The organism is Kitasatospora sp. NPDC087315 (genome assembly GCF_044744345.1).
Taxonomy (GTDB): Bacteria; Actinomycetota; Actinomycetes; order Streptomycetales; family Streptomycetaceae; genus Kitasatospora.
Genome location: NZ_JBIUYD010000039.1, coordinates 1,264 through 25,907 on the forward strand (window position 1 = coordinate 1,264; position 24,644 = coordinate 25,907).

The 24,644-nt window shown below is 74.3% G+C and carries 20 protein-coding genes; 16 read left to right on the forward strand and 4 right to left on the reverse strand.

What is annotated here, in order from left to right; genetic code table 11:
- Positions 1–279 precede the first annotated feature (279 nt).
- Positions 280–1,107: a tetratricopeptide repeat protein gene (locus tag ACIO5D_RS36010; protein WP_363613285.1), complete on the forward strand. Its 828-nt coding sequence runs from the start codon at positions 280–282 to the stop codon at positions 1,105–1,107.
- A gap of 99 nt (positions 1,108–1,206) precedes the next feature.
- Here the strand turns inward: ACIO5D_RS36010 and ACIO5D_RS36015 are convergent, their stop codons facing one another.
- Positions 1,207–2,577, reverse strand: a complete 1,371-nt coding sequence (locus ACIO5D_RS36015) for a DUF1015 family protein (RefSeq protein WP_400800380.1) — start codon at positions 2,575–2,577, stop codon at positions 1,207–1,209.
- Positions 2,578–2,669: 92 nt separating this feature from the next.
- Between ACIO5D_RS36015 and ACIO5D_RS36020 the strand changes: the two genes are divergently transcribed.
- Both ACIO5D_RS36020 and ACIO5D_RS36025 read left to right on the forward strand, forming a co-directional pair.
- On the forward strand, positions 2,670–3,296 hold the full coding sequence (locus ACIO5D_RS36020; protein ID WP_363613289.1) for a tetratricopeptide repeat protein: 627 nt from the start codon (positions 2,670–2,672) through the stop codon (positions 3,294–3,296).
- Positions 3,297–3,380: 84 nt separating this feature from the next.
- Positions 3,381–4,424, forward strand: coding sequence for an HAD-IIA family hydrolase (locus ACIO5D_RS36025; RefSeq protein WP_363613291.1), 1,044 nt, complete (start codon positions 3,381–3,383; stop codon positions 4,422–4,424).
- 34 nt (positions 4,425–4,458) lie between these two features.
- On the opposite strand, the gene ACIO5D_RS36030 is transcribed toward ACIO5D_RS36025, so the two are convergent.
- Positions 4,459–4,806, reverse strand: a complete 348-nt coding sequence (locus ACIO5D_RS36030) for an SCP2 sterol-binding domain-containing protein (protein ID WP_400800383.1) — start codon at positions 4,804–4,806, stop codon at positions 4,459–4,461.
- 174 nt (positions 4,807–4,980) lie between these two features.
- Here ACIO5D_RS36030 and ACIO5D_RS36035 point away from each other — a divergent pair, with 174 nt between their 5' ends.
- The 4 genes from ACIO5D_RS36035 (at position 4,981) to ACIO5D_RS36050 (ending at position 7,996) form a co-directional block, all read left to right on the forward strand.
- A complete protein-coding gene (locus ACIO5D_RS36035) occupies positions 4,981–5,964 on the forward strand; it encodes a hypothetical protein (RefSeq protein ID WP_400800385.1) in 984 nt (327 codons plus the stop codon).
- Positions 5,957–6,154 (forward strand): hypothetical protein, encoded by a 198-nt coding sequence (locus ACIO5D_RS36040; RefSeq protein WP_400659661.1) that lies wholly within the window; start codon positions 5,957–5,959, stop codon positions 6,152–6,154. The genes ACIO5D_RS36035 and ACIO5D_RS36040 overlap by 8 nt, the downstream gene beginning before the upstream one ends.
- A 41-nt stretch (positions 6,155–6,195) precedes the next feature.
- Positions 6,196–7,002, forward strand: coding sequence for a TlyA family RNA methyltransferase (locus ACIO5D_RS36045; protein WP_363613339.1), 807 nt, complete (start codon positions 6,196–6,198; stop codon positions 7,000–7,002).
- A gap of 91 nt (positions 7,003–7,093) precedes the next feature.
- Positions 7,094–7,996, forward strand: coding sequence for an NAD kinase (locus ACIO5D_RS36050; protein WP_363613299.1), 903 nt, complete (start codon positions 7,094–7,096; stop codon positions 7,994–7,996).
- A 35-nt stretch (positions 7,997–8,031) separates the two neighbouring features.
- On the opposite strand, the gene ACIO5D_RS36055 is transcribed toward ACIO5D_RS36050, so the two are convergent.
- Positions 8,032–9,543, reverse strand: coding sequence for a PLP-dependent aminotransferase family protein (locus ACIO5D_RS36055; RefSeq protein WP_363613301.1), 1,512 nt, complete (start codon positions 9,541–9,543; stop codon positions 8,032–8,034).
- Between the two features lie 134 nt (positions 9,544–9,677).
- On the opposite strand from ACIO5D_RS36055, the gene ACIO5D_RS36060 reads away from it, so the two are divergent.
- From ACIO5D_RS36060 to ACIO5D_RS36070, 3 genes are all read left to right on the forward strand, one after another.
- A complete protein-coding gene (locus ACIO5D_RS36060) occupies positions 9,678–10,367 on the forward strand; it encodes a hypothetical protein (RefSeq protein ID WP_363613303.1) in 690 nt (229 codons plus the stop codon).
- A gap of 75 nt (positions 10,368–10,442) precedes the next feature.
- Positions 10,443–12,176 (forward strand): DNA repair protein RecN, encoded by a 1,734-nt coding sequence (gene recN, locus ACIO5D_RS36065; protein ID WP_363613341.1) that lies wholly within the window; start codon positions 10,443–10,445, stop codon positions 12,174–12,176.
- A 168-nt stretch (positions 12,177–12,344) separates the two neighbouring features.
- Positions 12,345–13,526 carry a glycosyltransferase family 4 protein gene (locus tag ACIO5D_RS36070; RefSeq protein ID WP_400659666.1) on the forward strand — a complete coding sequence of 394 codons (1,182 nt, stop codon included), beginning with the start codon at positions 12,345–12,347 and terminating at the stop codon, positions 13,524–13,526.
- A gap of 37 nt (positions 13,527–13,563) precedes the next feature.
- Here ACIO5D_RS36070 and ACIO5D_RS36075 read toward each other — a convergent pair whose 3' ends face one another.
- Complete coding sequence (locus ACIO5D_RS36075; RefSeq protein ID WP_400659669.1) at positions 13,564–15,567, reverse strand: glycoside hydrolase family 15 protein; 2,004 nt, start codon at positions 15,565–15,567, stop codon at positions 13,564–13,566.
- Between the two features lie 723 nt (positions 15,568–16,290).
- Between ACIO5D_RS36075 and ACIO5D_RS36080 the strand changes: the two genes are divergently transcribed.
- From ACIO5D_RS36080 to ACIO5D_RS36105, 6 genes are all read left to right on the forward strand, one after another.
- Positions 16,291–17,967: a CTP synthase gene (locus ACIO5D_RS36080; RefSeq protein ID WP_400659672.1), complete on the forward strand. Its 1,677-nt coding sequence runs from the start codon at positions 16,291–16,293 to the stop codon at positions 17,965–17,967.
- Positions 17,968–18,082: 115 nt separating this feature from the next.
- Positions 18,083–18,730 (forward strand): NUDIX domain-containing protein, encoded by a 648-nt coding sequence (locus ACIO5D_RS36085; protein WP_400800388.1) that lies wholly within the window; start codon positions 18,083–18,085, stop codon positions 18,728–18,730.
- 164 nt (positions 18,731–18,894) lie between these two features.
- The gene (locus tag ACIO5D_RS36090) at positions 18,895–21,093 is read left to right on the forward strand and encodes an AAA family ATPase (RefSeq protein ID WP_400800390.1); all 2,199 of its coding nucleotides are present in this window, start codon (positions 18,895–18,897) and stop codon (positions 21,091–21,093) included.
- A 260-nt stretch (positions 21,094–21,353) separates the two neighbouring features.
- Positions 21,354–22,469, forward strand: a complete 1,116-nt coding sequence (gene ald / locus ACIO5D_RS36095) for an alanine dehydrogenase (RefSeq protein ID WP_363613313.1) — start codon at positions 21,354–21,356, stop codon at positions 22,467–22,469.
- A gap of 482 nt (positions 22,470–22,951) precedes the next feature.
- Entirely contained in the window at positions 22,952–24,019 is a 1,068-nt protein-coding gene (locus ACIO5D_RS36100; RefSeq protein ID WP_400659699.1) for a ParA family protein, read from the forward strand.
- Positions 24,020–24,060: 41 nt separating this feature from the next.
- Complete coding sequence (locus tag ACIO5D_RS36105) at positions 24,061–24,618, forward strand: hypothetical protein (RefSeq protein ID WP_400800414.1); 558 nt, start codon at positions 24,061–24,063, stop codon at positions 24,616–24,618.
- Positions 24,619–24,644 lie beyond the last annotated feature (26 nt).

The following is a 24,644-nucleotide window of genomic DNA, read 5'->3' on the forward strand; positions in this document are numbered from 1 at the left end:
GGCTTCCGCCGCGATGACCGTCCCTCCGGTGGTGGTTTCCGTCGTGATGACCGCCCGTCCGGCGGCTACAACCGGGACCGTGACGACCGTGGCGGCTTCCGCCGCGATGACCGTCCCTCCGGTGGTGGTTTCCGTCGTGATGACCGCCCGTCCGGCGGCTACAACCGGGACCGTGACGACCGTGGCGGCCGGGACTACGACGACCGCCGGGGCAACTACGAGCCGGTCAAGCGCCTGCCGATCCCGGAGGACGTCACCGGCTTCGAGCTGGACGCGGACGTGCGCCAGGAGCTCAAGAGCCTGCCCAAGACGCTTGCCGACGATGTCGCCCGCAACCTGGTGATGGTCGCCCGTCTGCTGGACGGCGAGCAGGAGGAGGCGTACCAGTACTCGCGTATCGCGCTTCGCCTGGCCTCCCGGGTCGCCGCCGTCCGTGAGGCGGCCGGTTTCGCCTCCTACATGACGCAGCGCTACTCCGAGGCGCTGACCGAGTTCCGCGCCGCCCGCCGGATGACCGGCCGCGCTGACCTGTGGCCCGTGATGGCGGACTGCGAGCGCGGTCTGGGCCGTCCGGAGCGGGCGCTGGCGATGGCCGGCGAGCCCGAGGTGAAGCAGCTGGACAAGGCCGGCCAGGTCGAGATGCGCCTGGTCGCGGCGGGTGCCCGCAGCGACATGGAGCAGTACGACGCGGCCGTGGTCACCCTGCAGAGCCCGGAGCTGGCCTCCAGCTCCGTGCAGCCGTGGACCGCCCGTCTGCGCTACGCGTACGCCGAGGCGCTGATCGCGGCCGGCCGTGGCGAGGAGGCCCGCGAGTGGTTCGCGAAGGCCGCCGAGGCTGACACCGACGGTGCGACCAACGCCTCCGAGCGGCTGGCCGAGATCGACGGCCTGGAGTTCGTCGACGCGCTCGACCCGGAGCTGGACGAGTCCGAGCAGGACGAGCCGGCCGAGGCCCCGGCGGCGAAGTCGCGCGGCGGTGCGCCGGACGAGCGGGAGATCTTCGAGGACGAGGAAGACGTCGAGGAGTACTACGACGAGGACGACGTCGAGATCGACGAGGAGTTCGACGGCGTGGTGCCGGAGCGCTCCACCGACGAGAAGCGCTGACCGACGCGCGCCCGTCAGAACTGAGTGAGGCCCTGCCGCACCCCGGGAGTTCCCGGAGTGCGGCAGGGCCTCACTGCTGTGCCGGTCAGCCCAGCCCGGTCAGCCCAGTTCGAGGCTGCGCAGGACCAGCCCGGTGGCGGGCTTCGGGCCGAAGGAGGTCGACTTCCGCGGCATGGTGACCCCCTGCTCGGCGAGCCGGCGGACCACGCTCTCGCGCACCGGGTGCAGCAGCACGGCGGTGCCGCCGGTCCGGGCGGCCTCGCGCTCGGCGGACACGGCGGTGTGCAGGTAGCCGATGTCGTCGGGGCCGTCGGGGACACGCCAGGTGTGGTCGAGCAGCGTGGCGTGCAGGACGGTCGCGTCCAGGTGACGCCACTCCTCGGGGCGGTCGCTCGGCACGGTGGCGTCGATCAGGGACTCGTCCGGTTCGCCGATCAGCCAGTAGACGCCGTCGCCGCCGGTGAGCAGGAAGCCGGTGCCGCCGTGCCGTTTCTGCTCGGCGAGGGCCTGGAGGGCGGTGTCCAGCGGGCCCGGCACCTCCTTGACCTGCCAGTGGTCGCCCAGTTTGTTCAGCGCCTCGGCGACCGGCAGGCGGTACAGCACACGGTGGATCGCCCGGACCCGCAGCGGGTAGCGGGCGGTGTCGACCAGGAGTACCAGGCCCCGGTCCCAGGGGCTGCGCGGCAGGTGGCGGTGCTCGCGCTGGAGCCGCAGGTACATTTCCCACCGGTGGTGGCCGTCGGCGATCAACGCCCGGCAGGTGGCCAGGTCGCGGCCGACCTCGGCGATTTCGGCGGGATCGGTGACGGCCCAGAGCCGGTGGTGGGTGCCGTCGGTGGTGGTCGTGGTGAGCAGCGGTTCGCCCCGGACGGCCCGTTCGACCACCCCGGCGGCGCCGCCGTTGCCCCGGTAGGTGAGCAGCAGCGGTTCGAGGTTGGCCCGGGTGGTGCGCATCAGGCCGACCCGGTCGGCGACCGGCCGGGGCATCACGTCCTCGTGCGGGAGCACCACGCCGGCCTCCCGGCCGCTGACGGCGAGGGCGCCGACCAGACCGCGCTGCAGCAGCTCGGGGGAGTCGCCGGTGGCGGGGACGCGTTGCTCGTAGACGTAGAGCGCGGGCTCCGGGTCGGCGGCCAGGACGCCCTCGCGCTGCCAGTCGCGCAGCAGCCGGGCGGCGTGCCGGTAGCGGGTGTCGCGGTCGGGGCGGTCGCCGGCGTCGTTGGGCTCGGGGCGCGGCAGGATCAGCCGGACCACGTTGTGCGGGTCGGCGGTCTCCAGGTCGAGCCGGCGGCCGGGGTCGACGACGTCGTACGGCGGTGAGGTGACCGCGGCCAGGGTGCCGACCCGGTCGGGGACGTACCTCAGACCTCGGAAGGGGGACAGGGACAGACCTGCGGTGGCGACGTGCCCGGGATCGCCGGGGCCGCCCTGCGGAGACTCCACTCCGCTTTCTGCACTGGGTGTGCTCATTCTGGGCATCGTAATCGGGTACGCGTTGTTCAGAGATCTGAACGCCCGTGCCGATCGGTGGGGCGGGCGTCGTGACCGAGGGCGAGGTACGCATGAGCGGTAGGCAGGAGAGGGTGGACGGCGGCGGACCCGGTGAGCCGGGTATGCCCGCCCGGTCGGGCGGTGCCACCGGTGGGGACGGTCCGGCCGAGGGCGGCGGCGTGCCCGCGCAGGGGCGGACGGGGGATCCGGCGGGGGACGTCTACGACTGGTTCCGCCGGGGCGGGGCGCTGCTCGCGCAGGGGAACCCGGCGGCGGCCGAGCAGCTGCTGGCGCGGGCGGCCGCCGCCGAGCCGCACTCGCGCAGCATCCGGGAGACGCTGGCGCGGGCCCAGTTCGACGCCGGTTCGTACGCGGCGGCGCTGGAGAACTTCCGGGCTGTCGCCCTGGCGGACCCCTCGGACGACTACGCTCAGTTCGGGTGGGGTGTGTCGGCCGCCCGGCTGGGCGACTTCGAGACGTCCGCCGAGCATCTGGCGCTGGCCGTGGCGATGCGGCCGGAGACGGACCACTACCGGGCGGCGCTGCGGCAGACCCGGGCGACCCTGGCGGCCCGCGCCGGGGCGTTCGGCCCTCTGCTGCCGGGGGCGCCCGGGTACCTGGAGGCCCCGCGGGCGTCCGGCGCGCTGCCGGGGAACGCGGAGTCCGAGGTGCCGGCCGACGGGGATCCGACGCAGTGACCGCACCGAAGGCGTGACCGCGACGGACGCGGTGAGCGCAGTGAACGCAGTGACTTTCGACGCAGCGAATGAGGTAGAGCAGGCATGACCGAGACGGCCACCACCGCGCGACGGACCGCCCCGGGCGGGAGTGAGCACCCGCTCACCGAGGCGTACGACACGGCGCTGCTGGACCTCGACGGCGTGGTCTACGCGGGCCCGAACGCGATCGAGCACGCCGTGGACTCGCTGGCGACGGCGCGGACGACCGGGATGCGGCTGGCGTACGTGACCAACAACGCCTCCCGGCCGCCCCGGGTGGTGGCCGCCCACCTGACCGAGCTGGGTGTGCCGGCCGAGCCCGCCGACGTGATCAACTCGGCCCAGGCGGCCGCCCGGGTGGTGTCCGAGAAGGTGCCGGCCGGGGCGAAGGTGCTGGTGGTGGGCGGTGCGGGCCTGGAGGAGGCGCTGGCCGAGCGCGGCCTGGTGGCGGTCCGCACGCTGGCCGAGGAGCCGCTCGCGGTGGTCCAGGGCTACGACGCCTCGGTCGGCTGGACGCACCTGGCGGAGGCCTCGTACGCCGTGCAGCAGGGGCTGCCCTGGGTCGCGTCCAACACCGACCTGACGGTGCCGACGGCGCGCGGCATCGCGCCGGGCAACGGGACGCTGGTCGCGGCGGTGCGCGCGGCGACGGGCGTGGAGCCGGAGGTGGCGGGCAAGCCGCTGCCGCCGATGCACCGGGAGACGGTGCTGCGGACGGGCGCGCAGCGGCCGCTGGTGGTCGGGGACCGGCTGGACACCGACATCGAGGGCGCGTTCAACGGCGGGGTGGACAGCCTGCTGGTCTTCACCGGGGTGACCACCGCGGCGGAGCTGCTGGCCGCGGTGGTGGAGCACCGGCCGACGTACCTGGCCGCGGACCTGCGCGGGCTGCTGGTGCCGCACCCGGTGGTGACGGAACAGCCGGGTGGCGGCTTCGGCTGCGGCGGCTGGACCGCGGTGGCCGAGGGCGGCGTGCTGCGGCTGGAGGGCGTCGGGGCGGACCGCTGGGACGGCCTGCGGGCGCTCTGCGCGGCGGCGTGGACGGCGCTGGACGCGGACGGCGAGCCGGTCGACGGGCGGAAGGCGCTGGCCGAGCTGGGCTTCTGACCGGCCCCGACCCGTCCTGGGCGGGCGGCCGGGGTCAGAGGAGGGTGCGCAGCCGCAGCAGATCGCGGAAGCCGGCCTCCAGCCTGACCCGGCCGCCCGCCCAGGCGGCCGCGAAGTTGAGCCTGCCGTCGACCAGGGCCACCAGGTCGTCGCTGGCCATGGTGAGCCGGATCTCGGCCTTCTCGGCGGGGCCCCCGGGGGCCTCGGTGACGTCCTGGATCCGGCCGTCGCGGAGCCGTCCGGAGAAGGTCAGGTCGAGGTCGGTGATCCGGCAGGTGAGCGAGCGGTCGAGGGAGGCCGCCGTGCGGACGTCTCCGGTGGACTTCGCCATGTTCCGGCTGAGCTGCTCCAGTGCCTCACGGCACTCCTCGGCGTTGGCCATGGCGGTGGGTCCACTCCTCGGTACGGCGTCCGGCCTGTGGCGGGCGGCGGCGGTGACTGCGGGCCACGGTACCGCAGGAGGGTTTTGGCGGTAGCGTCGTCAGTGGGGTGCCCGGACGTTCCGGACACCCGACGGCGACGGAGCGATGCGCGCAGGCGCTTAGGAGGCACCCGGATGCTGCCGAAGACGGTGCGGGGAGCGGTGGAGGTCGCCGCCGGGCTGGTGGAGGAGGTCGGCAAGCGGGTCGTCGGGACGGCGGCGGAGCTGCTGGAACGGACCGGGATCGACGTCACCGAGGTGGAACGCCGGTTCGGCGGGCAGTTCCCGCCGTCCGCCAAGCAGCTCCAGACGCTGGCGGAGGAGGCGGTCACCGCCGGACGGGCCGGGGTGGACCTGGCGGTCGGTGTGGCGCGCGGCGAGGTGGAGAAGGCCTTCGAGCGGGTCGGCGACCAGGTGACCAAGGTCGGTGTGGTGCTCGCCTATCTGGAGAGCAGACTGCGTGAGGTCCAGGACGGGGACGGGCCGGCGGGTACGACGGTGGTGCCGGCTCCGGCTCCCCGGGCGGACGATCTGTTCGGGCATGGCTGGGAGCAGGAGGACGGTCCCGCGGTCCGGGTGATCGGCGAGCCGATAGCGGCCGAGCGGGTCGAGGTCGACGAGCCGGTGGAGGTCGACCCGCCGGTGCCGCCCGCAAGGCCCGCGAAGGCCGTGCGGGAGGTCCGGGACGTCCGGGACGTGCGGGATGTTCGGGACGTGAAGGACGTGGAGCCCGAGAGCCCGGCACGCACCGGGGAACCCGTGGGTCCGGCCGAGCCGGCGGCGGGGAAGCCGGTGAAGAAGCAGGCCGGGAAGGCCACCGCGCGGCCGGCCACGGAGAAGCCGGCCCCGGCCGGGAAGGCCCCCACCGGAAAGACCCCCACCGGAAAGACCCCCACCGGGAAGGCCTCATCGGAGAAGGCCGCCACGGACAGGACCCCGGCCGCGAAGGCGCCCGCCAAGAAGGCCGCCGCCAAGAAGACGGCGGTGAAGAAGACCGCCGTGACGAAGAGCTCGGCCACCCGAAGGACGGCGGCCGCAGGGCAGGAGATGCCCGCCAAGCGGACCGCCACGAGGAAGACCACCGTCCGGAAGACCAGCACGAAGAAGCCCGATGCCTGATACCGAACCGATCACCGGGGAACTCCTGCCGCCGGGCGGCGAACCGGCCCCGACCGGCCACCCCGTCGTGGACGCCGGGCTGGCCCGGCTGGCGGCGCTGGACGGGGTGCCGACCGAGGCGCACCCCGCGGTGTACGAAGATGTTCACCAGCGGCTCACCGACACGCTGGCCGCGCTCGACCAGGAATGACCCGCCAGGAATGACCCGTAGGAGCTGAAACACCAGTGGCAGTGGCACGACGCCGTCTCGACGCGGAGCTGGTCCGCCGCAAGCTGGCCCGGTCGCGCGAGCACGCGTCCGAGCTGATCGCGGCCGGCCGGGTGACCGTCGGCGGCACCACCGCGACCAAGCCGGCCACCCAGGTGGAGACCGCGGCGGCGGTCGTGGTGGCGAAGGACGAGAACGACCCCGACTACGTCTCCCGGGGCGGTCACAAGCTCGCCGGGGCCTTCGCGGCGTTCGTGCCGCAGGGCCTGGTGGTCGAGGGGCGCCGGGCGCTGGACGCGGGCGCGTCCACCGGCGGGTTCACCGATGTGCTGCTGCGAAGCGGCGCGGCCGGGGTCCTGGCGGTGGACGTCGGCTACGGCCAGCTCGCCTGGTCGCTGCAGAGCGACGAGCGGGTGACGGTGATGGACCGCACCAATGTGCGCGAGCTGACCCTGGAGCTGATCGGCGGCACCCCCGTCGACCTGGTGGTCGGCGACCTCTCGTTCATCTCGCTGGGCCTGGTGCTGCCGGCGCTGGCCGCCTGCGCCGCCGAGGACGCGGACCTGGTGCTGATGGTCAAGCCGCAGTTCGAGATCGGCAAGGACCGGCTCGGCAACGGCGGTGTGGTGCGCAGTCCGCAGCTGCGGGCCGAGATGGTCCGGCAGGTGGCCGGGCAGGCCTGGGAGCTCGGGCTGGGCGTGCGGGCGGTCACCGCGAGCCCGCTGCCGGGCCCGTCCGGAAACGTCGAGTACTTCCTCTGGCTGCGCCGGGACGCCCCCGCGCTGGACCCCGCGGAGGCGGACCGGGCCGTCGCCGAGGGCCCCCGATAGGGTGCTTTGCGGGCGTCCGGTCCGTCATGCTGAGTGACGCGGCCGCACCGGGCCGAGGGCGACCCGGCAGGCGTAGGGAGAGGGCAGCGGCATGAGTGAGGAACGTACGGTCTTCCTGATCGCGCACACCGGCCGGGAGGCGGCGCTGCGCAGCGTCGAGGGCCTGGTCCACGGGCTGCTGAAGGCGGGCATCCGGATCAGGCTGCTCGCGGCCGAGGCGGTGGACCTGGATCTGCCGGACGGGGTCGAGCGGGTGGCCGGGGGGCCGGGTGCGGCGGACGGCTGCGAGCTGATCCTGGTCGCGGGCGGGGACGGCACGCTGCTGCGCGGGGCGGAGCTGGCGCGCGAGCACGGGCTGCCGATGCTGGGCATCAACCTGGGCCGGGTGGGCTTCCTCGCCGAGGCCGAACGGGACGATCTCGCGGTGGTGGTCGAGCGGGTGGTGGACGCCGACTACGAGGTCGAGGAGCGGATGACCATCGATGTCATCGTGCGGACCAACGGCGACGCGGTGCACCACGACTGGGCGCTGAACGAGGCGTCGATCGAGAAGGCCTCCCGGGAGCGGATGCTGGAGGTGGTGACCGAGGTCGACGGCCGTCCGGTCTCCAACTTCGGCTGTGACGGGGTGGTCTGCGCGACGCCGACCGGTTCGACGGCGTACGCGTTCTCCGGCGGCGGCCCGGTGGTGTGGCCGGAGGTGGAGGCGCTGCTGATGGTGCCGATCAGCGCGCACGCGCTGTTCGCCCGGCCGCTGGTGACCTCGCCGGACTCGGTGCTGGCGGTGGAGGTGCAGCCGAAGACGCCGCACGGGGTGCTCTGGTGCGACGGGCGGCGCTCGGTGGAACTGCCGGCCGGGGCGCGGGTGGAGGTCCGCCGGGGCCAGACGCCGGTGCGCCTGGCCCGGCTGCACCGGGCGCCGTTCACCGACCGGCTGGTGGCCAAGTTCGCGCTGCCGGTGACGGGTTGGCGCGGGCGCTCGCAGACCCCCTGAGATCCTGACGGTCCCCGAGCCGCCCTGACGCCCAGTCAGACCGCCAGTGGCTGGCTGTCGTCGGTGGCGCTCCACCGGCCGCCGTCGGCCGCCCTGGCGGCGACGGCGACGAGTCGTTCGACGGCGGCGGGGACGGCCGGGGCGGGCACGGTGAGCGGGATCCGGATGTGGTTCTCGAAGGCGCCGTCGGAGCCGAAGCGGTTGCCCGCCGCGATCCGTACTCCGCCGTGTTCGCCGGCCCGGGCGATCGCCGCCCCGGACAGGCCGCCGGTGGCGACCCAGAGGCAGAGCCCGCCGGGCGGTTCGGCGTACGTCCAGCCGGGCAGGCGGGCGGCCAGCCCGGTGGCGAAGGCGGCGGCGGTGGCCCGCAGCCGGTCCCACTGGTGGGCGCGGACGGCCGGGAGCGGTTCGCCCATCAGCTCGGCGGCGATCAGCTGCTCCAGCACCGGGGCCCCGACGTCGCTGTAGACGCGCTCGGTGGCCAGCCGGCGGACCAGCGCGGGGGCCGCCCGCACCCAGCCGATCCGCAGGCCGCCCCAGAGCAGCTTGCCCGCCGAGCCGACGGTGACCACCTGGGCGGCCCGGTCCAGCGCGGCCGTCGGGCGGGGGAATCCGGCCCCTTCGGGCACGCCCCAGCCGAGTTCGGCGGTGGTCTCGTCGACCAGTACCACGGTGCCGGCGGCCCGGGCGGCGGCCAGCAGCTCGCGGCGCTGCTCCTCGCCGGTCAGCGCGCCGGTCGGGTTGTGGAAGTCCGGGATCACGTACGCGACCCTGGGCGCGGCGCCGCGCAGCACCCGGCGCCACTCGGCGAGGTCCCAGCCGGGCTGCTGCCGGGGGCCGCCCGGCCAGGCGTAGGGGACCGGCACCAGGCGGGCGCCGGCGAGCCGCAGCGCCTGGAGGGTGTGCGCGTAGCTGGGCGCCTCGACGGCGACCCGGTCGCCGCGGCCGATCAGCACCCGCTGGGCCAGGTGCAGACCGCCCATCGCGCCGGTGGTGATCAGGATCTGGTCGGGGGTGGTCGGCAGCCCGCGCTCGGTGTAGCGGCGGGCCACCGCCTCGCGCAGGACCGGGACGCCGGTCGGGAAGTGGCCGTGCCCGGCGGCGTACGCGGGCAGCTGTTCGAGGGCCCGGGCGGCCGCCGCGCCGAGGTGGGGCTGCGGGGCGGGCAGGGCGGCGACGCCGAGGTCGAGGGTGCGGCCCTGTTCGTCCGGCGGCACCGGGTGCAGCGCGTCACTGGGCGGCGGGGCGCCCTCGGGCAGGGCCGTCCAGCTGCCGGCGCCGCGACGGCTGCGCAGATAGCCGTCGGTGCGCAGGGTCTCGTACGCGGTGGCGACGGTGGTGCGGCTCAGCTCCAGGGCGGCGGCCAGTTCGCGCTCGGCGGGCAGGCGGGCGCCGACCGGCAGCCGGCCCTCGGAGACCAGCAGCCGGATCTGCCCGGCCAGCGTTCGGTAGGCGGGCCGGCGGGGGGTGGCCGGTTCGGGCAGCCGGGCGGTGCCGAGCAGCCGGGCGAGCGCGGGGGGAGTGACGGTGGTGTGCCAGTCGGCCATGGCTGATCAGTCCACTTGCTTGGAATTGGCCCTGGAGCGGGTCGCTTTGGCCTGCCCATCATGGCAGGGCGGCCGTCAAGTCCGCCACTGCCGGGCCTGTCGCCGGCGGTGCAGCACCACCAGCAGGAGACCCGATGGCCACCACGACCACGCCGACCCCCACGCCCACCGTCCGCCCGGAGCGGACCCCGCCCGCCGTCCGCCTGTTCGGCGACACCCACGCGCTGGGCCGCCGCCTCCCGCAGCTCGCCGTCGGGCTCTCCCTGTACGGCGCCAGCCTGGCGCTGATGCTGCGCTCCGCCCTCGGCCTCGACCCGTGGGACGTCTTCCACCAGGGCCTCCAGCGCACCGTGGGCCTCTCGGTGGGCGCCTGGGTGACCATCTGCGGCGCGGCCGTACTGCTGCTCTGGATCCCGCTGCGCCAGCGGCCCGGGGTCGGCACCGTCGCCAATGTGCTGGTGCTCGGGGTGACGATGGACCTCACCCTGCGGGTGGTCGGCACCCCCGGCGGACTGCCCGGCCGGATCGCGCTGATGACCGCCGGCATCGTGCTCAACGGCCTGGCCACCGGCCTCTACATCGGCGCCCGGCTCGGCCCCGGCCCGCGCGACGGCCTGATGACCGGCCTGCACCGGCGCACCGGCCGCTCGCTGCGGCTGATCCGCACCGGAATCGAACTGACCGTTCTGGCCGCCGGCGTTCTGCTGGGCGGCACCGTCGGCGTCGGCACCGTCGCGTATGCGCTGGCCATCGGCCCGCTCGCGCAGTTCTTCCTGCGCTGGTGCACCGTGCCCACCGCTTCGCGAACCTCCCGGAAGGGATGAACTTGCGGGCGCCAGGTTGCCGCTCGTCGCGCGCCGGGGGTGGAACCTCGTAAGGTCGTCACCGTGTTGGACGAGATGCGGATACGGGATCTTGGGGTCATCGACGATGCGGTGGTCGAACTGGCTCCCGGCTTCACCGCCGTGACCGGTGAGACCGGTGCGGGCAAGACCATGGTGGTGACCAGCCTCGGCCTGCTGCTCGGCGGACGCGCCGACCCGGGCCTGGTGCGCAACGGCACCGGACGCGCGGTCGTGGAGGGCCGCCTCGAACTGCCCGCCGGCTCCCCGGCGGCGGTCCGCGCGGTCGAGGCGGGGGCCGAACTGGACGACGGCGCGCTGCTGATCAGCCGGACCGTCTCCGCCGAGGGCCGGTCCCGGGCGTACGTCGGCGGCCGGGCCGTCCCGGTCGGGCTGCTCGCCGAACTCGGCGAGGACCTGGTAGCCGTCCACGGCCAGACCGACCAGCAGCGCCTGCTCCGCCCGGCGCGCCAGCGCGGCGCGCTGGACCGGTACGCGGGCGAGGCGGTGGCCGGGCCGCTGGCCCGCTACCGCGAGGTCTACCGGCGGCTGCGCGAGGTCGCGGCCACCCTGGAGGAGCTGACCACCCGGGCCCGCGAGCGCGCCCAGGAGGCCGACCTGCTCCGCTTCGGCCTGGACGAGGTCGCCGCCGCCGAACCGGTCGGCGGCGAGGACGGCGAGCTGTCCGCCGAGGCCGAGCGGCTCGGCCACGCCGACGCGCTCTCCTCGGCCGCCACGATGGCCCACGCCGCCCTGGCCGGCGACCCGGCCGACCCGGAGGCGCTGGACGCCGGGACCCTGCTCGCGCAGGCCCGCCGCGCGCTGGAGGCGGTCCGCCACCACGACGAGCGGCTCGCCGCCCTCGCCGACCGGCTGAACGAGGTCGGCTACCTCCTCGCCGACGTGGCCGGCGACCTGGCCGGCTACGCCGACGACCTGGACGCCGACCCGGTCCGGCTGGCCGCCGTCGAGGACCGCCGGGCCGTCCTGGCCCAGCTGCTGCGCAAGTACGGCGGCCCGGAGAACTCCCTCGCCGAGGTGATCGCCTGGGCCGAGGCGGGCGCCGCCCGGCTCGCCGAGCTCGACGGCGACGACGAGCGGATCGACGAGCTCGGCGCCCAGGAGACCGCGCTGCGCGCCGAGTTGGCCGATCTGGCGGCCGAGGTCTCGAACGCCCGGCAGGCCGCCGCCGGCCGCTTCGCCGAGGCCGTCTCGGCCGAGCTCGCCGAACTCGCCATGCCGCACGCCCGGGTGACCTTCGCCGTCGGCTGGGTGGACGACCTGGCCGGGCTCGAGGTCGACGGCCGCACCGTCGCCTACGGCCCGCACGGCGTGGACGAGGTCGAGGTGCTGCTCGCCCCGCACCCCGGCGCCCAGCCCCGCCCGATCGCCAAGGGCGCCTCCGGTGGTGAGCTCTCCCGGGTGATGCTCGCCGTCGAGGTGGTCTTCGCCGGTGCCGACCCCGTCCCCACCTATCTCTTCGACGAGGTGGACGCGGGCGTCGGCGGCAAGGCCGCGGTCGAGATCGGCCGCCGGCTCGCCAAGTTGGCCGAAACCGCCCAGGTCGTGGTGGTCACCCACCTGCCGCAGGTCGCCGCCTTCGCCGACCGGCACCTGGTGGTGGAGAAGACCAACGACGGCACCGTGACCCGCAGCGGTGTCAAGGTGCTGAACGACGAGGAGCGGGTGCGCGAACTCTCCAGGATGCTGGCGGGTCTGGAGGATTCCGAGCTCGGCCGGGCCCACGCCGAGGAGTTGCTCGCCGCGGCCAGGGCCCCGCGCCACCGCTAGCCGTACGGGCGGCGGCCCTACGGACGACGGCGACGCGCCCCTCGGTGGCGCCGACTGTCCAAGAGGGCCGCCGACCTGGCATGGTGGCGGCTGGACACTGGCTTTCCAGTCCCGAGCGCCGTCGGCGGGCAATCCTCGCAGCGCGGCGTGAGTACCTGATCGAGTCGGATGCGAGACGACGTGGACCATTCCGCCGCACGGGCCACCGCGGCCGCCCCCGAGCCGGGGCAGCTGCACGTGGTGCTCGTCCTGGCCGCCAGTACCGGCGGCATCGGTGCGCATGTGCGCTCCCTGGCACAGGGCCTGGTCGCGCACGGAGTGACCGTCACGGTCTGCGCCCCCGCCGGTACGGACGCGCTGTTCGGCTTCTCCCGCACCGGCGCCAGGTTCCACCTGGTCGACATCACCCCCACCGCGGGCGCCCGCAGCGACGCCACCGCGATCGGCGAACTGCGCCGCGCCTTCACCGGCGCCGACGTCGTGCACGCCCACGGCCTGCGCGCCGCCCTCCTCTCCGACCTGGCGCTGCGCACCGCGGGCCGCTTCCCGGGGCTGCGCCCGGAGACCCCGCTGGTGGTCACCTCGCACCACGCGCTGCTGGCCACCGGCATGGAGCGGAGGCTCCAGCGGCTGATGGAGCGTCGGGTGGCACGCGCCGCCGACCTGGTCCTCGGCGCCTCCTCCGACCTGGTCGCCCGGGCCCGTGAACTGGGCGCCACCGACGCCCGGCTCGGCCCGGTGGCCGCCCCGCCGATGCCCGAGGGCCGGCTGGAGCGGGCCGGGGCCAGGGCCGCGCTGCTCGGCGACGGCCCGGACCGCCCGCTGGTGCTGGCGGTCGGCCGGCTCGTCCCGCAGAAGGCCTTCGGGGTGCTGCTGGACGCCTCCCGCGAGCTGTCCGCCCTGGACCCGCGGCCGCTGCTGCTGGTCGCCGGAGACGGCCCGGAGGCCCCCGGGCTGCGCGAGCGGGTGGCCGCCGAGCGGCTGCCGGTCCGGCTGCTCGGCTACCGCACCGATGTACCGGACCTGCTGGCGGCCGCCGACCTGGTGGTGGTCAGCAGCCGCTGGGAGGCCCGCTCCCTGGTGGTCCAGGAGGCGATGCGGGCCGGGGTGCCGGTGGTCGCCACCGCCGTCGGCGGTATCCCCGAACTGGTCGGGGACGCGGCCGTGCTGCTCCCGCCGGGCGACCCGGCCGCCCTCGGCCGGGCGGTGCGCGAGCTGTTGGCGGATCCGGCCCGCCGCGAGCGGCTCGCCGAGGCCGGCCGCCAGCAGGCCCGGACCTGGCCGGACGAGGCCGCCACCGTCGCCCAGGTGCTCAGCACCTACGACGAGCTGGTCCAGCGCAGCGCGTAGGGCCGGTCCGGCGGGCCCTGCCCGGACCGGCCCAGGCTCAGACGGTGGCCTGTTCGGTGCGGTCGGCCGCCCGGCCGTCCGGCTGGGCGGACAGGTAGGCACCGCCGCAGGCCGTCAGCCGCAGCGCGGTGTCGATCAGCGGGACGTGGCTGAACGCCTGCGGGAAGTTGCCGACCTGGCGCTTCTCGCGCGGGTCCCACTCCTCGGCGAGCAGGCCCAGGTCGTTGCGGAGCGACAGCAGCCTGTCGAACAGCTCCCGTGCCTCCTGCACCCGGCCGATCATGGCGAGGTCGTCGGCCAGCCAGAACGAGCAGGCCAGGAAGGCGCCCTCGTGGCCGGAGAGGCCGTCCACGTTCTCGGCGTGGTCACCGCTCGAATCGTCGTGCGTCGGGTAACGGAGCACGAAGCCGTCCTCGGTGGACAGTTCGCGCTGGATGGCCTCGATGGTGCCGATGACCCGCTTGTCGTCCGGCGGGAGGAAGCCGACCTGGGGGATCAGCAGCAGCGAGGCATCCAGCTCCTGGCCGCCGTAGTACTGGGTGAAGGTGTTGCGCTCCGCGTCGTAGCCCTTCTCGCAGACGTCCCGGTGGATGGTCTCGCGCAGCTCGCGCCAGCGCTCCAGGTGGCCGTCGGAGGGCGCGTCCTCGGGGGTCTGTTCCAGCAGCTTGATGGTGCGGTCGACGGCGACCCAGGCCATCACCTTGGAGTGGACGAAGTGGCGGCGCGGGCCGCGCACCTCCCAGATGCCCTCGTCCGGCTCCTGCCAGTGGTCCTCCAGGTACTCGATCAGCCGCAGCTGGAGGTGGTGGGCGTGGTCGTTGCGGACCAGGCCGGTCATGTGGGCGAGGTGCAGGGCCTCGACGACCTCGCCGTAGACGTCGAGCTGGAGCTGGCCGGCCGCGCCGTTGCCGACCCGGACGGGCTGGGAGCCCTCGTAGCCGGGCAGCCAGTCCAGCGAGGACTCGGTCAGCTCGCGCTCGCCGGCGATGCCGTACATGATCTGCAGGTTCTCCGGGTCCCCGGCGACGGCGCGCAGCAGCCACTCGCGCCAGGCCTTGGCCTCGTCCCGGTAGCCGGTGCGCAGCAGTGAGGAGAGGGTGATGGCGGCGTCGCGCAGCCAGGTGTAGCGGTAGTCCCAGTTGCGCTCGCCCCCGATGTCCTCGGGCAGTGAGGTGGTGGGGGCGGCGACGATGCCACCGGTCGGGGCGTAGGTGAGGCCCTTGAGGGTGATCAGCGAGCGGATCACGGCCTCGCGGTAGGGGCCCTGGTAGGTGCACTGGCCGGCCCACTCGTGCCAGAAGTCGGTGGTGGCGTCGAGCATCTCCTCGGCGTCCGGGGCCTTCGGGGCCTCCAGGTGGGAGGCCTGCCAGGTGAGCGCGAAGGCGATCCGCTCACCGGCGGTGACGGTGAAGTCGGCGTAGGTGGTGAGGTCGCGGCCGTAGGTCTCGGCCTCGCCGTCCAGCCACACCGAGTCGGGGCCGGCCACGGCGACGGTGCGGTGGCCGCCGTCGGCCTGCTCGACCCGGTGCACCCAGGGCACGATCCGGCCGTAGCTGAACCGCATCCGCAGCGCCGAGCGCATCCGGACGGTGCCGGAGACGCCCTCGACGATCCGGATCATCTGGGGGACGGAGTCGCGGCCGGCCAGCGGGCGCGGCGGCATGAAGTCGATCACCCGGACGGTGCCGCCCTGGGAGTCCCACTCCTGCTCCAGGACGAGCGAGTCGCCCCGGTAGCGGCGCCGGTCGGCGGGGACGGCCGGCGCGGCGGCGGTGGCCGGGGGCATCCGTAGTCCGCCGGTGCCGGCGAAGCGGACGGGCGGGACGGCCGGTGCGGCGGCCGGGGCGGGTAGGTCGACGGCCATCACCTCGGCCGGCCCGATCCGCCAGAAGCCGTGTTCATCGGTGCCGAGCAGGCCGGCGAACACGGCCGGCGAGTCGAAACGGGGCAGGCAGAGCCAGTCCACTGCTCCGTCCCTGCTGACCAGGGCGGCGGTCTGCATGTCCCCGATGAGTGCGTAGTCCTCGATACGGCCGGCCACGTGGATCTCCAGTTCGCAATGTGGTCACGACGCATCGGCGATCCGAGGAGAGCGAGCGGTCTGCGGGGCCGGGTGGTCACCCCGGGACGTCCGGCCCGCCGGGGGGTGGTGGCGGGCCTTGCTGGAGTGTCCGCGCGGGGCTCGGTCGAGTCCCTGGGTGGGTGGAAGAAGCTGGATTACGGGGAGGTCCGGTCGCGCATCGGGGACCGAGAGGTGTCCTGACCCTCCCACGCCCTCCGCGTGCTCTTGCTGTCGGCGATGCGTCCGTGCAGCTTACGACGGACGAAAGGGGCGAAGCACGCGGACGCCGCCTCGTGTGGCGCCACAATTCGGCGGAAATGCCGTGCATCGCGGTGGCTCGGCACAGGATGGCTCGGAAGGATCACCTCCGGATGACCCGTCCGGAGGGGCCCTGATGGCCCGGGAGAGAGCCCCGGAGTGGCCCGCTTCGGCCGGTGGTGCGACCGGTGTGAAAAGTGCGCCGGGTGGTGCGCCGGTGGTACGCCGCAGGTGCGCTCCCCGGGCGACCCGGGCGGGCCGGAACGCGTCCCGGCCGGGTCACTGTTACCCTGGTATCCCGTGGACCGGTGGGATCAAACGCCCCGGACCAGCCGAACCGACGACCCTCCGAGTGCCGTGCACCACACCGCACTCCCGTCGGCAGGCGACCCGCGAGCCTCCCGCCCACGTCACCTTCGACACGCGACCCACGGGAGCCCCCTCTTGGCACAGCCCCATTCCGGCAAGGCATCGAACGGCCGCGCCGTGACGACCAAGCACCTCTTCGTCACCGGGGGTGTCGCCTCTTCTCTCGGCAAGGGCCTCACCGCCTCCAGCCTGGGCGCACTGCTCAAGGCCCGCGGCCTGCGCGTGACGATGCAGAAGCTCGACCCCTACCTCAACGTGGACCCGGGCACCATGAACCCGTTCCAGCACGGTGAGGTGTTCGTCACCGACGACGGGGCCGAGACCGACCTGGACATCGGTCACTACGAGCGCTTCCTGGACACCAACCTGCACGGCTCGGCGAACGTCACCACCGGCCAGGTGTACTCGACCGTCATCGCCAAGGAGCGCCGCGGCGAGTACCTGGGCGACACCGTCCAGGTCATCCCGCACATCACCAACGAGATCAAGTCCCGGATCCGCCGGATGGCGACCGAGGACGTCGACGTGGTGATCACCGAGGTCGGCGGCACCGTCGGCGACATCGAGTCGCTGCCGTTCCTGGAGGCGGTCCGCCAGGTCCGCCACGAGGTCGGCCGGGACAACGTCTTCTTCGTGCACGTCTCCCTGCTGCCCTACATCGGCCCCTCCGGCGAGCTGAAGACCAAGCCGACCCAGCACTCGGTGGCCGCGCTGCGCAACATCGGCATCCAGCCGGACGCCATCGTGCTGCGCGCCGACCGCGAGGTCCCGCAGGCCATCAAGCGCAAGATCTCGCTGATGTGCGACGTGGACGAGGAGGCCGTGGTCGCGGCCATCGACGCCAAGTCGATCTACGACATCCCCAAGGTGCTGCACGGCGAGGGCCTGGACGCGTACGTGGTGCGCCGTCTCGACCTGCCGTTCCGCGACGTGGACTGGACCACCTGGGACGACCTGCTGCGCCGCGTGCACGAGCCGCAGCACATCGTGAAGGTCGCCCTGGTCGGCAAGTACATCGACCTGCCGGACGCCTACCTGTCGGTGACCGAGGCGCTGCGCGCCGGCGGTTTCGCCAACAACGCCCGGGTCGAGATCAAGTGGGTGACCTCGGACGACTGCACCACGCCCGAGGGCGCGCAGGAGCACCTCGGCGATGTGGACGCGATCTGCATCCCCGGCGGCTTCGGCGACCGCGGCGTGGACGGCAAGGTCTCCGCGATCACCTACGCCCGGGAGAACCGGATCCCGCTGCTCGGCCTCTGCCTCGGTCTGCAGTGCGTGGTCATCGAGGCCGCCCGCAACCTGGCCGGCCTGCCCGAGGCCAACTCCACCGAGTTCGACGCGGCCGCCAAGTACCCGGTCATCTCCACCATGGCCGAGCAGCTGGCGATCGTCGACGGCAAGGGCGACCTGGGCGGCACCATGCGTCTGGGCCTGTACCCGGCCAAGCTCGCGGAGGGCTCGATCGTCCGTGAGGTGTACGGCGGCGAGCAGTACGTCGAGGAGCGCCACCGCCACCGCTACGAGGTCAACAACGCCTACCGCGCGGACCTGGAGAAGACCGGCCTGGTCTTCTCGGGCCTCTCGCCCAAGGGCGACCTGGTCGAGTACGTCGAGTACCCGCGCGAGGTGCACCCCTACCTGGTGGCCACCCAGGCCCACCCGGAGCTGAAGTCCCGCCCGACCCGCCCGCACCCGCTCTTCGCGGGGCTGGTGAAGGCCGCCATCGAGATCAAGACGGCCGCGAAGTAGCGCACGCGCAGTAGCGCAGTAGTTCCGAGGTGTTTCACCGGACGGCGGCCCCGCGATTCCTGCGGGGCCGCCGTTCGGCGTTAGATTGTGTCGTACTGACGAAAAGGGGAGACCGATGGACGACCAGCAGCAGCCGCGGATCCGCGATGTGGCCGAGGAGTGGGAGGTCCGGGCCAGCGGGACGCCGTTCCAGGGCCGGGTCACCGGGGTGCGCACCGACGAGGTCCGGATGCCCGACGGCAGCTGGGCCCGCCGCGACTACCAGACCCACCCCGGCTCGGTCTCCGTCCTCGCCCTGGACGACCGGCAGCGGGTGCTGATCCTGCGCCAGTACCGCCACCCCGTCCGCCAGCGCCTCTGGGAGCTGCCGGCCGGCCTGCTGGACGTCCCCGGCGAGAACCCGCTGCACGCCGCGCAGCGGGAGCTGTACGAGGAGGCGCACTGCGCGGCCGGCAGCTGGCGGGTGCTGGTCGACTTCTACACCTCGCCCGGCGGCACCGACGAGGCGGTGCGGCTCTTCCTGGCCACCGACCTCTCCGAGGCCGAGGGCAAGCGCTACGAGGCGCACGGGGAGGAGCTGGAGATCGAGGTCGCCCGGGTGCCGGTCGCCGAGCTGATCCGGCTGATCCAGGCCGGCGAGCTGCACAACCCCACGCTGATCACCGGCACCCTCGCCGTGCACGCCGCGCTCACCGGCCCCGGCGGGCTGGACACGCTGCGCCCGGCCGACTCGCCGTGGCCGGCCCGGCCGTTCCGGGCATGAGCGGACGGCTTTCGCACGCCCAGTTGATCCGCCGGGGTGATTTACCGGTTCGTACGACCGGATGGCACCTCAGCTGAGCCGGACGCTCGAACTACGCTTCGCAGACAGGGCGCCCGTCCCGGGCCGCCTTCGCTGAGCGCTGGGTGACGTCGGGAGTGGCACGGGTGGCGAGGAAGACGGCGACGATGGACGCGGGGCCCGGCGCGCCCGCCGAGGGGGCCCCCTCGCTGCACCGGCTGCCCGCCGGGCCCGCGCTGTTCGTCGGCCGGCGGGCCGAACTGGCCGCGCTGCGGGCCGCCGCCGCCCGCCCGGCGGAGGGCCGCAGCACCGTCCTGGTGCTGGCCGGCCGCCCCGGCTCCGGTCGTACCACCCTGGCCGTCCGGTTCGCCGTCACCGTCGCCGCCGACTACCCCGACGGCGTGCTGTTCGCCCGGCTGTCCGCGCCCGACGGCGGCCGGGTGCCGCCCGCCCGGGCCGCCCGCCGGCTGCTGGAGCAACTGGGCGCGGACGTCGCCGCCGTCCCGCTGCCCGGCGCCGCCGCGGACGGCCGGGACGAACCGGCCTGTGTCGCGCTGCGCGAGGCGCTGGCCGGGCGGCGGGTCCTGCTGCTGCTGGACGACGTGCGGGACGCCGGACAGCTGTGGCCGCTGCTCGCCGACGAGCCCGGCTGCCTGGTCCTCGCCACCACGGCGGGACCGCTCACCGGCATCGAGGACATCGACCCGGTGATCCTCGGCGGCCTCGACCGGCAGGCCTCCGGCGAGCTGCTCGGTGACCTGGTCGGCGGCACCCGGATCGGCTGCGACCCGGTCGGCGGGGTCGATCTCGCCGAGACCTGTGGCTCCCGGCCGGCCGCGCTGCGGCTGATGGCCGGATGGCTGCGGGGCAACCCCGAGGCGGCCGTCACGGACGCGGCGCAGGAGCTGGCCAGGGTGGTGGGGGAGGAGGACCCGAAGGCGGACCGGTCGGCGGACCGGCAGCCGGACGCGCGGTCGGATCCGCGGTCCGAGGTGGAGCCGGAGAAGAAGACGGAGCAGCGGCCCGAGCGGGCCGGGCGGTCGGTGACCGGGGTCAAGGGCGGCCGACGGGCAGCGGCCGACGGGCGGGCCGGCCGGGGAAGGCGGACGGAGGCCAGGGGCGGCGGGAGCGGTGGCGGTCACGGTGCCGGGCAGGCCGTGGGGAGCTCCGCCGGGAAGACGGCCGCGCCGGAGACCGCCGCGCCGCCCGCAGCGGCCCCGGCGGCCGGCCCGGCGGACTGGGTGAAGCCGGGCCCGGAGCCCGCCGAGCCCGTTCCCGTCCCCGACAACGACCCGCTGATCGGCGCGTTCACCCTGCTGTACGCGACGCTGCCGGCCGCCCAGGCGCGGCTCCTGCGCGCGCTCACCCTCGCGCCCGCCCAGACCGCCGACCTGCGGACCGCCTCCGCCCTGGTGGGCTGCCCGGCTCCGGAGGCGGCCGCGATGCTGGCCGCGCTGGCCGAGCTGGAACTGCTCGGCGAGGAGCCGCCCGCCGCCGACGGAACCCCCCGCTACCGGGTGCCCGGCCGGCTCCACCCCCGGCTGGTCCGGCTGCGCGAGCGGGAGGACCGGCCCGCCGAGATCGAGCTGGCCCGGGCCCGGCTGCTGGAGCGGCTCGTCCGGCTCACCGACTCCGCCCGCGCGCTGCTCGACCCGGCCGGCGGTCCCGGCCCCGACCCGCTGCCCGGCCCGTTGCGGCTGCGCTCCGCCGACCACGCCCGGCAGTGGCTGCTCGGCGAGCGGGACCAACTGCTCGGTGCCGTCGCCGACGCGATCGGCCAGGGCGACCTGGACGGCTCGGCCGGCCGACTGGTCACCGCCCTGCTGCGGGCCCTGCCGCTGACCGAAGGCGCCGCGCCCGCCGACCTCTACCAGCTGCACGAACTGGTGCTGACGGTGGCCGAGCGGCACGGCAAGGCCCGGCGGGCGGCTGCCGCGCTGCTCAACCTGGGCGACCTGCAGGCCGCGGCCGGCTGCTGGGAGCGGGCCGTCACCCATTACCGGGCCGCCCTGGAGCACGCCAGGGCGGCCGATGACGAGGCCGCCTGCGCCCGGGCCCTGGAGGGCGCGGCCGGCTGTCACCGGGCGCTCGGCGACGCGGTGCGGGCGGCGGACTGGTACGGCCGGGCGCTCGGCCTGCGGCAGTCGATGGGGGACCAGCCCGCCGAGGCCAGACTGCTCGCCCGGGTGGCCGAGGCACACACCGCGCAGCGCCGTTTCGAGGAGGCCGAGCGGGAGTACCGGGCCTCGCTCGTGGTGCTGCGCAGGCTGGGCGACGAGCGCGGCCGGGCGGCCGTCGGTGCCGCCCTGGCGGACCTGCGGGAACGCTTCGACAGCGGGTGGTAGCCGGAGCTTCGGGAGTATTGTCGAATATGCCCGGTTGAGGTGCATTTGGCGGGAAGATCACTGGGGAAGCCTACGAACCTGCCAATGTGTCCGGCAGATTTATTCACTTTGGAAGGCTGACACGCCGCCTGGGCTTCATTACACTCGAACTCAGCGCGCAGAAGTCTGTGCCCCGGTGTCGTCCGGCGGCTTCCCCCTATGCGCGTCGCCCGCCGGTCTTCTCCGGTAGGGACCCCCATGGCAAGAGGACGTGTTTAGCCGTGAAGGTCGGCATCCCCCGCGAGGTCAAGAACCACGAGTACCGCGTGGCCATCACGCCCGCCGGCGTGCATGAGCTGGTCCGCAACGGACACGAGGTCTACGTCGAGGACAACGCCGGTGTCGGCTCCTCGATCCCCAACGAGGAGTACGTGGCCGCCGGTGCCACCATCCTCCCCACCGCCGACGAGGTGTGGGCCACCGCCGACCTGCTGCTGAAGGTCAAGGAGCCCATCGCCGAGGAGTACCACCGTCTGCGCAAGGGCCAGACCGTCTTCACGTACCTGCACCTGGCGGCCGACCGCGCCGGTACCGACGCGCTGATCGCCTCCGGCACCACCGCCATCGCGTACGAGACCGTGCAGCTCGCCAACGGCGCCCTGCCGCTGCTCGCCCCGATGTCCGAGGTCGCGGGCCGGCTGGCCCCGCAGGTCGGCTCGTACCACCTGATGCGCCCGGCCGGCGGCCGCGGCGTGCTGCCCGGCGGCGTGCCCGGCACCCACCCGGCGAAGGCCGTCGTCATCGGCGGTGGCGTCTCCGGCTGGCACGCGGCCACCATCGCCATCGGCATGGGCTACGAGGTGACCCTGCTCGACCGCGACATCAACAAGCTGCGCGAGGCCGACAAGGTCTTCGGCACCAAGATCAAGGCCATCGCCTCCAACGCCTTCGAGCTGGAGAAGGCCGTGCTGGAGGCCGACCTGGTGATCGGCGCCGTGCTGATCCCGGGCGCCAAGGCCCCGAAGCTCGTCACCAACGAGCTGGTCTCCCGCATGAAGCCGGGCTCCGTGCTCGTCGACATCGCCATCGACCAGGGCGGCTGCTTCGAGGACTCGCACGCCACCACGCACGCCGACCCGACCTTCAAGGTCCACAACTCGGTCTTCTACTGCGTGGCGAACATGCCGGGCGCCGTCCCGAACACCTCCACCTACGCGCTGACCAACGCCACGCTGCCCTACATCGTGGAGCTGGCCAACCGTGGCTGGAAGGAGGCGCTGCGCCGTGACCCGGCCCTGGCCAAGGGTCTGAACGTGCACGAGGGCCAGATCACCTTCGGCGCCGTCGCCGAGGCCTTCGGCCTGGAGTCCGTCTCCCTGGAGACCGTGCTCGCCTGATCGTCTCACCCCGGCCCGGGGCGGTGCGTGCCCTCGTCGGCGCCCCGCTCCGGACCGGGCCGCCCCCGCGGGGCGGCCCGTTGGCCCCCGACCCGCTCCCCTCGGGCCGGGGGCTTCGCCGTGCCCGCGAACGGACGGTGGCCCGGGTGGGTCGCTCTGTCGTCAATTTCTGTGGGTCACGTCACCCGCCCCCGGAAACGTTAGAGTCAGGGGCCCGCCCATCCCTTGACAGAGGGTTGCCCGATAGTCGACACATCCGGCCCACTACCGTGGATTGTGTTGCTGCGAACGCCTTGAACGGCCTAGAGTCGCAAACCGTCGGCATGCTGCCACGCTGACGAATCGACATAGAGTCCTGGATGCCCAAGGAGGTAAGACGACTTGTGAATGAGTCGACATTTGCTCCCGGGGGTGGTCAGCCAGGACTGGCGGAGCACGCCGCCGGACTGCCGAGTGAGGAGCCCGGGGCCCGGCAGGCCACCGTGGGCTCGGCCGAGGTCGGCTCGGTCGCTCTCCGTACTTTCGAAGCACGCCAGACCACAGCACAGGTGACCACGGTGACCGACTACGACGCCGATCTGCCGGCCCACGGCCTGGCCTACGGCGAGTTCGCCTACGGCGCCTACGACGACCCGGACGCCGAGTACGAGCCGGACCCGGAGTACGCCGCCACGCTGGCCCCCGACGCCGCGCGCCAGCGCCGCGAGCGGGTCGGCCCGACCGGCCGGCCGCTGCCGTACTTCCCGATCCCCGCGCCGGTCGCCGAGCACGGCCCCGCGCAGATCATCGCGATGTGCAACCAGAAGGGCGGCGTCGGCAAGACCACGTCGACCATCAACCTGGGCGCCGCGCTGGCCGAGTACGGCCGCCGGGTGCTGCTCGTCGACTTCGACCCGCAGGGCGCGCTCTCGGTCGGCCTCGGCGTCAACCCGATGGAGCTCGACGTCACCGTCTACAACCTGCTCATGGAGCGCGGGCTGACGGCCGATGAGGTGCTGCTCAAGACGGCCGTGCCGGGCATGGACCTGCTGCCGTCCAACATCGACCTCTCCGCCGCCGAGGTGCAGCTGGTCAGCGAGGTGGCCCGGGAGTCCGCGCTGGCGCGCGCCCTGAAGCCGCTGCTGCCCGACTACGACTACGTCATCATCGACTGCCAGCCCTCGCTGGGCCTGTTGACGGTCAATGCGCTGACGGCCGCTCACAGCGTGATCGTCCCGCTGGAGTGCGAGTTCTTCGCCCTGCGCGGTGTCGCGCTGCTCACCGAGACCATCGAGAAGGTCTGCGAGCGGCTCAACCCCGAGCTGCGCCTGGACGGCATCCTGGCCACCATGTACGACTCGCGCACCGTGCACAGCCGTGAGGTGCTGGCGCGGGTCGTCGAGGCGTTCGGCGACCACGTCTTCCACACCGTCATCGGGCGGACCGTGCGCTTCCCGGAGACCACCGTCGCCGGCGAGCCGATCACGACGTACGCGACCAACTCGGTCGGTGCCGCCGCCTACCGCCAGCTCGCCAGGGAGGTGCTCGACCGGTGCCGCCCCGCCGAGTGAGTCTCCCGGGTGCCGACGAGCTGTTCCGGACCACCGGCGGGATGGCGCTGTCGCCGTCCCTCGCGCCGCGTCCGGCCGCCGAGGCGCCCAGACCGGAGACCGCGCGGGCCGTCAACGGTACGGACGGTGCCGAGGGCGCCGAGGGCACCGGCGAGGCCGGGCAGCCGCACGAGTACCAGCAGCAGCCGGCCGCGGCCGGAAACCGGGCCGGGACCGCCGGGCCGGGGGCCGTGGTGCCGGCGCCTTCGCAGCCGGCCGGTGCGCAGACCGCGCCGGGCGGCCGGACCACCGCCGCCCCGGCGCAGCGCCAGCACGCCGGTGCCGCCGAGGAGCAGGCCGGGACCGCCGGGCGCTCCCGGGCACGCGGCCGTGCCCCGCGCCGCCCCACCGGGCGGGAACGGCACGACGAGAAGATCACCGTGTACGTGTCCGCGGAGGAGCTCATGGATCTTGAGCACACCCGTCTGGTCCTGCGCGGCGAGCACGGCCTGGCCGTGGACCGCGGCCGGATCGTCCGGGAGGCCATCGCGGTGGTGCTGGCGGACCTGGAGCAGCGCGGTGAGGCCAGCATCCTGGTACGGCGGCTGCGCGGCCGCTGAGCGGCGTCCGAGGGGCGTCCGGGGGG

Excerpts from the sequence above, each read along its gene's own strand:
- ACIO5D_RS36015 (WP_400800380.1), bottom strand. The coding sequence starts at position 2,577 with ATGAGCACACCCAGTGCAGAAAGCGGAGTGGAGTCTCCGCAGGGCGGC.
- ACIO5D_RS36020 (WP_363613289.1), top strand. The coding sequence starts at position 2,670 with ATGAGCGGTAGGCAGGAGAGGGTGGACGGCGGCGGACCCGGTGAGCCG.
- ACIO5D_RS36025 (WP_363613291.1), top strand. The coding sequence starts at position 3,381 with ATGACCGAGACGGCCACCACCGCGCGACGGACCGCCCCGGGCGGGAGT.
- ACIO5D_RS36030 (WP_400800383.1), bottom strand. The coding sequence starts at position 4,806 with ATGGCCAACGCCGAGGAGTGCCGTGAGGCACTGGAGCAGCTCAGCCGG.
- ACIO5D_RS36035 (WP_400800385.1), top strand. The coding sequence starts at position 4,981 with ATGCTGCCGAAGACGGTGCGGGGAGCGGTGGAGGTCGCCGCCGGGCTG.
- ACIO5D_RS36040 (WP_400659661.1), top strand. The coding sequence starts at position 5,957 with ATGCCTGATACCGAACCGATCACCGGGGAACTCCTGCCGCCGGGCGGC.
- ACIO5D_RS36050 (WP_363613299.1), top strand. The coding sequence starts at position 7,094 with ATGAGTGAGGAACGTACGGTCTTCCTGATCGCGCACACCGGCCGGGAG.
- ACIO5D_RS36055 (WP_363613301.1), bottom strand. The coding sequence starts at position 9,543 with ATGGCCGACTGGCACACCACCGTCACTCCCCCCGCGCTCGCCCGGCTG.
- ACIO5D_RS36060 (WP_363613303.1), top strand. The coding sequence starts at position 9,678 with ATGGCCACCACGACCACGCCGACCCCCACGCCCACCGTCCGCCCGGAG.
- recN (WP_363613341.1), top strand. The coding sequence starts at position 10,443 with ATGCGGATACGGGATCTTGGGGTCATCGACGATGCGGTGGTCGAACTG.
- ACIO5D_RS36070 (WP_400659666.1), top strand. The coding sequence starts at position 12,345 with ATGCGAGACGACGTGGACCATTCCGCCGCACGGGCCACCGCGGCCGCC.
- ACIO5D_RS36085 (WP_400800388.1), top strand. The coding sequence starts at position 18,083 with ATGGACGACCAGCAGCAGCCGCGGATCCGCGATGTGGCCGAGGAGTGG.
- ACIO5D_RS36105 (WP_400800414.1), top strand. The coding sequence starts at position 24,061 with ATGGCGCTGTCGCCGTCCCTCGCGCCGCGTCCGGCCGCCGAGGCGCCC.